At 60.0% G+C, this 11,839-nt stretch carries 8 protein-coding genes and 1 pseudogene; 1 reads left to right on the top strand and 8 read right to left on the bottom strand.

Annotation, left to right across the window (positions count from 1 at the left end; all coding sequences use genetic code 11):
* Positions 1-69 precede the first annotated feature (69 nt).
* The 3 genes and pseudogenes from N536_RS0127820 to N536_RS43635 form a co-directional block, all read right to left on the bottom strand.
* Positions 70-942 (bottom strand): glycosyltransferase family 2 protein, encoded by an 873-nt coding sequence (locus tag N536_RS0127820; protein WP_155948755.1) that lies wholly within the window; start codon positions 940-942, stop codon positions 70-72.
* 279 nt (positions 943-1,221) lie between these two features.
* Positions 1,222-1,977, bottom strand: a complete 756-nt coding sequence (locus N536_RS39700) for an FkbM family methyltransferase (protein ID WP_197040253.1) — start codon at positions 1,975-1,977, stop codon at positions 1,222-1,224.
* Between the two features lie 187 nt (positions 1,978-2,164).
* A pseudogene (locus N536_RS43635) lies at positions 2,165-2,456 on the bottom strand (sugar phosphate nucleotidyltransferase); the annotation flags it as partial.
* Positions 2,457-2,771: 315 nt separating this feature from the next.
* Between N536_RS43635 and N536_RS0127810 the strand changes: the two are divergent.
* Positions 2,772-3,611, top strand: a complete 840-nt coding sequence (locus N536_RS0127810; protein WP_197040252.1) for a class I SAM-dependent methyltransferase — start codon at positions 2,772-2,774, stop codon at positions 3,609-3,611.
* A 14-nt stretch (positions 3,612-3,625) separates the two neighbouring features.
* On the opposite strand, the gene N536_RS0127805 is transcribed toward N536_RS0127810, so the two are convergent.
* The 5 genes from N536_RS0127805 to N536_RS39690 all read right to left on the bottom strand — a co-directional run bounded on the left by N536_RS0127805 (position 3,626) and on the right by N536_RS39690 (position 11,608).
* Positions 3,626-4,552, bottom strand: coding sequence for a hypothetical protein (locus N536_RS0127805; RefSeq protein WP_155948754.1), 927 nt, complete (start codon positions 4,550-4,552; stop codon positions 3,626-3,628).
* 11 nt (positions 4,553-4,563) lie between these two features.
* Positions 4,564-6,018, bottom strand: coding sequence for a polysaccharide biosynthesis tyrosine autokinase (locus N536_RS39695; protein ID WP_081809416.1), 1,455 nt, complete (start codon positions 6,016-6,018; stop codon positions 4,564-4,566).
* A gap of 166 nt (positions 6,019-6,184) precedes the next feature.
* Positions 6,185-8,047: a DUF4012 domain-containing protein gene (locus tag N536_RS0127795; RefSeq protein WP_369798478.1), complete on the bottom strand. Its 1,863-nt coding sequence runs from the start codon at positions 8,045-8,047 to the stop codon at positions 6,185-6,187.
* Between the two features lie 104 nt (positions 8,048-8,151).
* On the bottom strand, positions 8,152-8,604 hold the full coding sequence (locus tag N536_RS0127790) for a hypothetical protein (protein WP_029116598.1): 453 nt from the start codon (positions 8,602-8,604) through the stop codon (positions 8,152-8,154).
* Positions 8,605-8,800: 196 nt separating this feature from the next.
* Positions 8,801-11,608 (bottom strand): AAA family ATPase, encoded by a 2,808-nt coding sequence (locus N536_RS39690; RefSeq protein WP_051574816.1) that lies wholly within the window; start codon positions 11,606-11,608, stop codon positions 8,801-8,803.
* Between the last annotated feature and the right edge of the window lie 231 nt (positions 11,609-11,839).

Genomic DNA, 11,839 nt, shown 5'->3' with positions numbered 1-11,839 from the left:
CGGTGTCCGACGCTTTTCATGAGGCGGTCAGTTCCCGTGCGCGACTGGCGCGACTACAGCCAGTTCGCACTACACGGTGTCCCACGCGGGCAATGAAGGCCGCTCGTCGACTAGTAGCGCTTTCGCCGCGTTCACCACAGCACGAATCTGTCGGCGCGGCCGCGGCAAGGTAACCGCGGCGATGGGAGCACGCACACCGAGCGCAAGTACGAGCAGACCACGGTGGAGTGTGCGATTGCCGAACCATTTGGTCAGATACTCGAGCGCCGACCATGTAGCCACTGGGAGCACAGCGGTTACGAATCGCCCACTCGTCTGTGAGTGGAGGTGAACCACGCCCGTGGGCATGTCGCCAACCTCGATGCCAAGCGCCCGTGCTCTGCGGACGAAGTCGGCGTCCTCGTAGCTGAATGGATATCTCATGTCGAGACCACCTACCCGGTCCCATGCATCTCGACCTATCGCGACCGCTGCGAACGCCCTGAAGGTTTCCTTTCCCTCTAGCCGAGCCGCATGCCGGCCCGGGAACACCCTTCGGACGATGTTGGAGAGCAGCGAGACGCTCAACAAGACGCTGAGCCGCGTCGGGATATGGCGTGCTGACCCATCGTCGAAGTGCACGATGGTCGCAGGATCGAACGCGTCGAGTCGCTCCGCAGAGAGGCACGATGCCAGGTCACCGGAATCGAATGCGAGATCATCGTTGAGAATCACCAGCCAGTCCCAATCGCCTTCAGCGCCAAGGAGTATGCTCGCAGCGAAGCCGTCGTTGCGCCGTGACGTGATGTTGGGGATGGCCGTTTCGCTGAGCTTGTGGTGGAGAGTCGCGCTGTTGGCGATGACAACCGGCGATGCACCGGCCCGAGTTGCGGTGTCGCACATGGCGGCAAGTTGGGACACGTCTCCCACCAACGATGGAATGACGACGCGGACTCTACTCATTCGACTTCTTGGACCCTCCTGGCACCGCTACATACGAATGCACATCACCACGCCGAGAGGCATGTCTGGTGACGGCCCGGTTTGCGTCGGCCAATGCCACGGCAGAACGACCGTCGATCGGCATTTCCCTCCAAGGCGCGGACCGTGCAGCAGCAAGATTCGGCGAATACCAAGCTAGCTCAGTCGCATGCGGGCCACGCCCAAATAAGCAGATGGGGCGTGGTAACGCTTGGCCGGATGAGGAAAGATCTCCGGTGCGTCGTTGGGGTGTCGTAATCGTCACCTCGCTTTGAAAACGAAGTTGTTTACGTATCTGAGAGCCCGGCGATTCGCTTCGCCAACGGTGACTTCGTCCGTGACTTGATGAATTTCGGGCACGAACTCCGAGAGGTCGTATCGCTTGCGTTCATAGAAGAAGAAGCCGGAGTATCCCAGTGATGAGAGGCTCTCTGATATGCGAGCGAGCCCGCCGGGATTATGGCGTTCCTCTATCTCGACTAGCAAGGCGGGCTTCGTTCGGGTCAAGGTGTCGCCAGCGCCTGCAAGAACGGCTTCCTCGTGTCCTTCGACGTCGATCTTGATGAACGACACGTCGTCGAATCCGTAGCTATCGAGCGTGCGCAGTTCCACCGCATAGCGCGTCGAAACGATTTCGTCCGGAACCGCCAGATCGCTCAGGCTCCCAAGGGAGCCTCCATACTCGCCGCCTACCTGAGGTACCCGCATCACGCCGTTGCCCGGGTTGCTCGACAGCGCGACTGTCTCGATGCGGGCCTCGCTTCCAAGCAGAGTCCGTAATCGCTTCTGATAGGCAGGATCGGGTTCGAAGGAGATCACTCTTTGGCCGAGCCTTTGCAGCGCGTACGAGTAATACCCGCGATTGGCACCCACGTCGATGGCGAGCCCTCGCCTGGACAAAATGCTGGGTAACTCGCGCAACTCCCATTCGCCAAAGAGCCAGTACTTCCGCCAATAGGCGACGCGCGTCATGACCGGTAACGGCACCAGTTTCCACGCCAGGTCCTTCGCGTTCATCTCCATTGTCCTCACCGGCCGATCGACATGCATTGGCGTCTAGCGAGCGGAAATAGATTATCACTCTTGGTACTTCGCGTTCAGTGGTTGCCGAAGCCAGTCGGAAGACGGCTCCTTTCTATTGTCAGGATGTCCGTACCGAGGTGTTTACCGGTGACAGAAGTCTGAATCCTCTGAGAGATTCTCATCATTCGAAAGTGCGGTCCCGGCGACCCGTGGTTGTGCCTTCTCGCCGCACGTAATGTTCAAGCATTTGGTCGGCATCGCCAGGCATCCAGCCTGTGGACTCTGTACGACGCTCCATCGTGCGCACGTAGTCAGCGAAGTCCGTCATGTGGTCGCACGTACCCGTGTCCAGCCATGCCGTCCCGCGGCAACACCAGTACCTGTAATCGACCTTGCCGCAGGTATGTTCGGTTGATGTCGGTGATCTCATACTCCCCGCGCGCGCTCGGCGGGAGTTCCCGCGCGATGCCGACTGTCACTCGCCGCAAGCTTCATAAGGCGTCCTCCGAAAGACATCGCTTACGAGTCGTAGGTGTTGGTCAGTTCTCGCGAAATGCGCACGGTCGGGTTGCTCGGTTTGAGATAGTTGAGCCAGGCGGCACCTAATAGGAGGCGGCTTCATACCAAGCGAGGAAACGGTGGTCCACTTGCGCGCTCCGATGAAACGGGCTATGGAAAGACTGATGCCGGCAATCGACGTAGCTCTTTCACCGTTCGTATATTGCTGTGCACTGCTCCTCCGGCTCGTCAGGAGGATTGGAGTCGACCGTCTGCCAGCGTCTAAGGCAATGCTCCTGCGCGCCGGCTGCTTTCCGCTGCGAGATCATTACTACGAACCGGCGTTCCGCAATGAACCGATCCGCGAGCAGTTGTCCATGGAACGAGATCTGCCCGGAATCGGCTGGAACATCGAAGGGCAACTCAAACTACTTGAGTGTTTCTCATACAATAGCGAGTTGGACATCGTGCCCAGACTTCAGCGTGGTGACCACGAATTTTATCTGGACAACGGGGCGTTTGGATCCGGAGATGCCGAATATTGGTACAACCTGATCCGTCACAAGCGCCCCAAGCGAATCATAGAAATCGGCAGCGGCTTCTCCACGAGGATGGCACGACTCGCGTTGGAAGCAAATGAGCGCGAAGACCCGCAGTACGCATGTGAGCACATTCTCATCGAGCCTTACGAACATGGTTGGCTCGAAGAGCTCGGAATTACCGTTTTTCGCGAAAAGGTCGAGAACTCCGACATGCGATTGTTCGCGAGTCTACGAGAGAATGACATACTATTCATCGACTCGTCGCATATCATTCGGCCGCGCGGTGACGTCCTGTTCGAGTACTTGGAGATCCTCCCTACGTTGAACGTGGGAGTCATTGTTCACGTTCATGACATCTTTTCACCGAAAGACTATCCTGCAGAATGGATTGTCGACAAGGTGAGATTTTGGAATGAGCAGTATCTGCTCGAGGCATTTCTGACGCTGAATGGCGACTGGGAGATAATTGGCGCTCTCAACTTTCTGCGACATAATCATTACGAGGAGTTGAAGGCAAAATGTCCGTTTCTGACGGAGGACCGGGAGCCCGGCTCGTTCTACATTCAGAGAGTCAGCAGTTCATCGTGACAGGTCCTACACGCCTACACGTTGGATCTCGCCGACGCCGCTGTGACGCTTCGAAGGATTAGACAATCGGCGACGACGTGACCCGCCGGAAGCGTTGTCGTAGAAGGCATGAGGTGTGGGCGTCCGGATTCGTAGCTACCTACTGCCAGGCCCCATTCGGAGTGGTCGGCGAGTAACGCGTCCCAGTCTGAGAGCGTCATGCCGTTTCCCCGAGAGTCGGCGTCCACCTCGGCGTCGAACTGCCTTGTCGGATCGAGGAAACCGTAGGGGTCGTTGTCAAAGTCACGATGATCACGCAAGTCCACACGGTGAATCTGCGTTGCATCATCGTTCTCCCGAGACCTGAGCGCGCCGAGCAAAGCGATCATGAGCGAAGGGGGAATGTGTTCGAGCACACTCGTAGACACCAGGACATCGAACTTCGGAAGTTGTAGTGGGGACGCGATGACGTCGACCGGCGCGACGTATGAATAACCGGGTGGAAATCCTTGCCCGCCTTTACTTGCCCAGTGCGTCATCTGATCGAGTCGGGCCGACCACCGGTCGTCAATCCGCAGTTTCTCCATCAGAGTCGCGATGCGGCCAAGGTCCGCACTCCTGATTGCCCTGGCAATCTCACGCGGCTTGGCGATGTCGTTGTAGTCGACACCGTGAACTTCAGTCGCGCCAAGCAACCACAGGCCAACCCCGTCCGTTGGCACATACCCCGCACCAAAGTCGACGCAGACCTTGCCTTCGATCTGTCGCGCAGTCTCCGGACCCAGCGTCGCGGTCAGCCCTTCGAGCGCACGATCCAGCCGCTTCTTTCCGGTCGCATCCTTTCGAGCGGTGAGCCAATCGAAACTGCTCTGAGCATGTCCCTGACTTCCCAGTACACCTTTGATATTCGTCCGCCACGAAGGCGGCAACCTACGGAACACGGAATGCATGGTGCCGTACACGGGAGCAGTCACTATGCGGTGTGGCGGCGATCGGCCGGCGCGTCTTGCAGTGGAGTCTTCGAAAGCTCACTGCTGGTGACGGTTTCAACAGCTATTGGCGACGTTCGGCCGTTGCCGTTGCCGTAGTAACTGTAGCTGTAGTTGTACGAAGAGTCTCCGCGCATCGGCGTCATTGTGAACACCGCTCCGAGCAGTCGGGCGCCGACGTCTTCGATGTTGCCAACGGCGTGTGTCAGTTGCTCACGCTTTGTCTGTCCGGATCGCGCGATGATCAGCACGCCGTCGGCGCCGGCTGCGAGGATAGCGGCATCCGTAACCGCCAGTAGCGGAGACGAATCGATCACCACGAAGTCGAAGCGGCCCCGCAACTCGTTCAGTACCTTCTTTGCCGCCAAGGACCCGAGGAGCTCGCTCGGGTTCGGCGGGACAGCACCGGAGGTGAGCACGCGGAGCCGTGGAAACCGCGTCTCTTGCAACGCCTCATCGAGGGATGCGCGATCAGCAAGCACGGTGCTGAATCCGACCGTGCCAACCAAGTGGAGGTACTTGTCCAACGAAGGGCGCCGCAGATCGCCGTCGACCAGTACCACGTCATGCTCGGCCTCGGCCAACGCGAGGGCAATGTTTATTGCCGTGGTGGACTTTCCCTCGCTCTGCATCGAACTCGCTACGACGATCACGCGTGGTGGGTCGTCGACCGCGAGGAACTGCAAATTAGTTCGAAGCTTCCGGAAGGACTCGGCAATTGCCGAGTCGTCGCTCACGAACGATATTGCCGGTTCCTTTCGGCGATCCTTGTCGAGCGGAATACTGCCGACAAGGCCGACGCCAGTGATCTCCTCAATCGTCTCGCGGTCCTTGACGGTGTTGTCCATCAAATCGCGGACAACCGCCAGACAGACACCCAGCGCCAAGCCAAGTGCGAGTCCGATGGAGATGTTGCGAGCCGTCTTCGGGACGACGGGATGGTCGGGAATCGACGCGCGCTCCTCGACGACCACGCGAGCATCAGGGCTGCTCCCACTCTCCGGGGTCTCCAATTTGCGTACCATGGCGACGAATTCGTCGGCCAAAACGTTGGCGATGTCACGTGCTCGCACAGGGGACCCGTCACGCACCGCTACGTCTATCAGGACGGTATCGGGTTTTGCGCTGGCCTTGACGTGTTCCTGCAGCGTCTTTGCGCTCATGTCGAGTCCGAGCTTGTCGATCGTGCGCTGAGCGAGGGTCTTGCCCATGAGTAGCTCGGTATACGAGATGACGCGTTCTTGGGAGAAACGATTGCCCTGATACAGCTCAGTGCCAGATGCCCCGGACATGGTCGATACGAACAGCCGCGTTGACGCCTCGTACAGGGGAGTGGTCAGCAAACTGACCGAAATGGCGCCCAATACGGTGACGGCGATGGTAACGCAGATGGTGATCCACCGCGTTCGCAGCACTTTCACGTAGTCCCGAATGGTCACAGTTGGCCCCTAATCGCTGATTTCCCCCCTCGCGCACCCCGCTTGGCGGCGCTGCGATCTGGCGAATTATACCGTCGATATTTTTGGAGTAGCTGCCAAATCGGAAGTCCCAGCAAAAAATCTTTCGGATGGCACGTGTGACCGCGCGATGCGATGCACAAACAGCTCATTCGGAACACTCAGGCACCGATATCACAGGGGTAATGGTGTCGAGTAACGGCTGAATCGGTACACGCGCTGCGCCAGGCGACGTCGGTTCGGAAAGATGGAAGCTAAGTTCGCCGGATTGGCCCGGTGGTATGGCGACCTGTACTTCGAAGCTGGGGTGGCCACGTTCCATGTGGGTGAATGCGGGCACTCGCTGGCCGTTGGATATCACGCTCACCAATTTTGCGTCCTTCGTCGCCAGAACGCGGACTGATGTGAACATCGTGCCGCGCGGCACCGAAATCGGCATCTTCGGGGGGAGGCCTGCCGAATTTGCCACGTAATCTGGCAGAGGCTCGTTGGCCACCGCGTTGGTCAATCCAACCGTAATGGTCGATGTTCTCGTGTTGCCATCACAGCCGTCAGCTGCGTATTCGATTTGTCTTCTTAGATAGTAGTCGAGCTTGTCGCCGCCGAGGTTGTTGATGACGACTTCGGCGTAAGGCGCCGGGTCGTCAGGAACGATATGTGCAAGCGGGGTCTCCTCAAGAAGCGCCTGTTCGGCAGGTGACGCACTCCATACCGCAATTCGACGTTCACTTACCGCCTTGCCCAGAGCGTCGAGCAATTCACGCGGTGATTCGATTCGCCCGGTCATCCGCTTGACGACCGCGTTGGCAATGTCTTGGAGGTATTTCTGGCGCGCAGGTTGGTCTGTGGGAAAACGACTATAGGCTGTCGATTCGGTCAGTTCGACCACATTGTCCTTTGTGACGACTTCACCGTCTGCCATTGTTATGGGTCCGACCGCACTGAGGATGTAACTCAAGGCTATCGGATCGATGGCTATGACTCCATCCACGCTCATTCCCGATTCTTGCGCCCACATCGACTTCCAAATTTGGGCTGCGTAGGGAAAGTGGGAGCTCTGATTGCTATTTCGAGAATCAGTTGTGGGATTGGTGTAGCCGTATTGTGTGGCATATTCCGTGCCGAGATCGATCGGTGCGAATGGACCGTTGATCTCGTCGTTGGCCTCGAGAGTTTCGACTGTCGATTCGCCATTGTCGAATAGGAGAATCCCAAACGCCCCGAGCAGACCTCCGGTGCCGCGGGCTTCGGCATTGGTCTGGAATCCCATGAAATATGTCCGGGGGCCATCGGCGCCCATCATTGACGGCGCGAGCTGAGCGGCGAGCGCCGTATTCTGAATCAACTTCGATATGTCGGCGATTTGTCCCTGAAGTTGGGTGCGAGCGTCGCGAATGGCTGAGAGATATTCGGGATCCGAGATCGCTTGGGCGTCGGCGTCGAGGCGAGTGGTGGCGGCGGATATCTCGCTCAGCTTGGGAGCAGCGTCGCGGAGAAGTTGGACGTTCAAGCGATCGCCTTCGAGCAGCCGGTCTGGCGAAATCGCTGCTCCGACTTGTTCGGACGGCCGCAGGACGTCGTCTACCAGTCCGAGTACGACGTCGGATATCTGTTGACCCGTCTCGAACGGACTTCCGAGCCAGGGCACGAACGTGGCGATGTTCCATGGGACGGAGTGAGCGGCGTCGCGAGCCGCTTGGGCATGTGAATGTGCTTGATTCACCCATTTCGCAGCGTCCTCGGCAGCCCCCTGAGACAGTGCATCCTTCGCCTGCGATGCGCTGTGGCGCGCCTGCTCGAGGCTCGACTTCGCTTGAACGGCTTCATAACCAAGCCAGCACACAAACGCGACGGCTGCGGCCAGGAGTACTAACCCAGTCGATATGACGTGACGGCGTGACCACCTGGTCGGTTGCGACCTCAGCTCGCGTTCGCCGTCATCCTCCAGTGGAGAACGGCCGACTTCACCGTCCGGCTCTCGTCTGAACGGGTTTCGCGAGAAGTTACGCACTCAGAAGGTTTCCCGTCCTCGGCTCAAGCCTGCGTTGTGAAGGTGCAGCCACGGCAAGGGTGGCTCAGGACGGCGCACTAGCTGTCGAGTCGCGTTGGGCGAAACTACGCGCAGCCTCGGCTATACGAACCCGACACGGTGCCGTACGGGCCGATCTGCAAAGTCAGGCCACCTATGCAAAGTTCGAAGTTGATGGCCTTGAACCAACCGAAGAACGGCTGCAGGAAACCCGGAACCAGGGCGAGCGGATAGAACGTGAACACGGTGGTCTGCGTGGGCGGTGTCGGGTTGGGCGTTCCAAACCACCACAAGCCGTTCTGCAAGATGTTGGGGGGCGGGCCCAGAACCAGGCTTGCCGCGCTACTCGCGAATGGTGAGACGGCAGTGGTGCAGACAGCCGGATCGGTCGGGTCAACACAGACGGACGAGCCGAGGCCAGCCATCGGGATTGGCGCGGCGGGCTCCGCGTTGGCGACCACCGACGGTGTCAGAACGGCAGCAGCTGCGATCGCGCACGCGGCTGTACCGGTCTGAATTCTCTTGCGAAAAGCGGTCATGGTTTCCCCCAGCCCGTCATCACCAGAACTGCCCGCTGCGCTCGCAGGCTGCTGGCCTCACCTGTCGGTTCTCCGGCAGTTTCTATGGAGAAAGCCTATCGACGTGCGGCGTTGCCGTAATCGGGTGATTCCCTATGGTTTGCACCCTCGCACCCCTATGGAGGGGAGCAGGGCGAGCCGCGATCGATGACACGTGTCACGCGTCGATCCCACCGGAGACGACGGTGTGATTTCGCCGCTTCTGCTGGCCGATCACTCGGCCGAGTTCGGCTCGGGTGTGGATGTCGAGCTTGCGGTAGATGCGAGCCAACTTCGCTTCAACAGTCTTGGGGCTGATGAACACCGCCGCACCGATGTCGCGGTTGGTCAGGCCGGAAGCCGCCAATTCGGCAACGCGTTCCTCCGAAGGAGTAAGCAATGTGGTGCGGGCGGCGCTCACTGGTGTGCGTGCCAGCTCGTTGCGGGCCCGGTCGATCCACAACGGGGTGTTCATCTCTTCGAACGCGGCCAGCGCTTCAGTCAACGTGGCTGTGGCGGCCTCTCTTTGGCGCTGACGGCGCTGGAGCTGACCGAGTAGTAGCTGAGTGCGAGCGCGTTCGAACGGCATGGGCAGTGACTGATGGGCGACCATCGCTCGCTGCGCCATGCGAGTTGCCGTCGCCACGTCGCCCTCGACGGCCAACATCATGCTTCTGCACCGGGCACCGACGGCGACCATCCACGCTCGGTCAAGCCGTCTGCCGTGTCGCTCCAACGCCTCGATCATCGATTCAGCATCCTCGAGGCGACCGAGCGCGATCATGGCCTCGATCGCATCCGGCAGGAACCCTGCGGTGACGATCTCCGTGCCAGGCAGTGCGCTGAAGCGTGCCAACAGTGGCTGCAGAGTCGCCAGGGCGTCGGCATGGTTACCCAGTGACAGCTCGAGAAACGCCAAGCTCATGATCGCTTGGTCTGCCAGCCGCGGTGAGCCACAGTGGCTAGCCTTTTCGATCGCAGTGCGAGCGTGTGTGCGCACGTCCTCTTCGCGGCCCGCGTATGCACCGACGATCGCGCCGATCGAATCGGCGATGACGAACGCGTGATCACTGCCGAGTTGTTCGGCCCGCTCCATCGCGTCCTTGGCGGTTTGGGCAGCTTCGTTGAAGTCCCCTCGCCAAACGTCAATCAATGCGCTGTGGAGATCGACGAACATTACATGGCCGTCCTGGCCGCGTTCGATGCAGCGGTCCCGCACAACGGACACTTCGTCGCGGGCTTCATTGAGTCGCCCCGTCCAGGCGAGCGTAAGGGCGCTTACGGTGCTGGCGTTGAAGGGGTCTGGGACGTCGGCATCGAGATCCTCTAGTTCAAGCGCACGCTTCAGTCTCGGCTCGTCGACACCGTGCCCACACAGGAAGTTGACCATCACCCACATCGCGCACGCCGGGCTGCATAGGGCGGGCAGGTCCAGCTCGTCGGTCAGCGCCACCGCTTGGCTCGCGTTTTCCATCGACTTGTCGTACTCGGCGGTGTTGATGCGGGCAAACGACAACAGGATCAAGGTTTGGACGAGCAGTGCGGGGTCACTCTCGGCGTCCTTCAGCGCCCCGTCGAGCATCTCGGCGGCTTGCGCGAAGCTGTTGTGGTACATGCCCATTTCGGCGAGCAGGCCCATGGCGGTAGCCCTCAGCGGACCGGGCCGCAGCGACCGGATGAGGGGCTCGAGAAGCGCACGAGCATGTCCCTGATTGCCGGCATGAAAGTGGTATCGGGACGATTCGATCCGGCGAAGTGGTGTGTCACCGCCGAGCCCGATCGCAAGGTCCACCAATTCGGCGGCCGCAGCAGAAGCACCCCGCGCTCGCGCGGCTTCCGAGGCAGCATCCAGGGCTTCAAGGGTTTCTGGGTCCTGGCTGGTCGTCGCCAGTGCGAGATGGCGGGCTTTGACCTCGGGCAGTGCTTCGACTTCGGCCAGTGCCCGATGCATCTTCCGGCGCCGCGAGGGAAGGGAATCGATGTAGATGCCTCGGGCAAGGAGAGGGTGCGCGAACCGCACGTGATTTCCTTCGATGCCGACAATGCCTCTGCTCTCGGCCGTTTCGAGTAGTGCGGCCGTCTCCGTGGCGGTGAGACCCTTCGCGTGGGCTAGCAGGTCCACGGTCGGATCGGTGACACTTGCAGCCGCGAGCAACACGTCGCGGACGTCGTCGTCGATGTCGCCGACCCGAGAACGAACCAGGTCTGCCAGTGTGCGGGGCAGCTCCTGGTCGGCCGTCGAAGACCTATCGCCTACCGAGCGCGCCAACTCCAGCGCATAGAACGGATTGCCCTCGGAGAGTTCGGCGATGCGCTCCATCGTCGGCCGCGGAGGTGATGTACCCAATCGGCCCGCAACGAGCGCATGCAGCCCCTGCAAGTTCAATGGGCCCAACCGAATCCGGCCGATGACATTCTCAACGCCTACGCGCAGCCAGGTGGTTGCAGTAGGACAGCCTGGTTCAAGGCGCTCGGTGATTAGCACGCCCACGCGCCCCTTGAACCGGCGGGCTGCAAATGTAACGACGGTTCTGCTGGAAGCGTCGAGCCACTGGACGTCGTCGATGGCCAACAGCACTGGTGCTTCCGCCGCGAGAATCTCGATGATGGCCAGGAAGGCGGCGGCCACCGTTCGTTGGTCGGTCTCGGGACCATCGGCACTGCCCCGCAACAGCACCCTGTCGAGGGCGACCCGCTGCAAGGTCGACAACTGGACGAAGTGAGATGACTCGACGTCGTTCAAGAGATCGGCTACCGCCGCGTAGCCCATTGCCGACTCCGCCTGTCCCGCTTGTGCTGACAGCACGCGAAACCCGCGCTCGCGCGCCTGCTCCACCGCCGCCGACCAAAGGGTCGTCTTGCCGATGCCCGCATCACCCTTGATGGTCAGGCCGGATGGTTCAACGCAGGCTGAAGTCAAGAAGTCGGCTATCGCGCCCAATTCCCCCGTGCGGCAAATCACCTCTTGAGACACCTTGCGGATCATTGCATCAACTACAACGCATCGCGCGGCGAATGCAGCATTCAGTTACTTAGGGAGGCTAGAGAATATTCGATCAATGGTATTATTTGCCGTCGGCAGGGGACTATCGCAAATCTTTGCAAGCCAAAATATCGTACACCAGCAATGTCATTAAACGACCGAAGAGCAGATTAGATGGTAGTGATCACCGATCCCGCCAAGTCGTAAAGCGGCAGTTCAACACGCTTTAGCGCA

The organism is Mycobacterium sp. URHB0044, assembly GCF_000620625.1.
GTDB lineage: Bacteria > Actinomycetota > Actinomycetes > Mycobacteriales > Mycobacteriaceae > Mycobacterium.
This window is presented reverse-complemented; position numbering and strand designations above follow the sequence as displayed.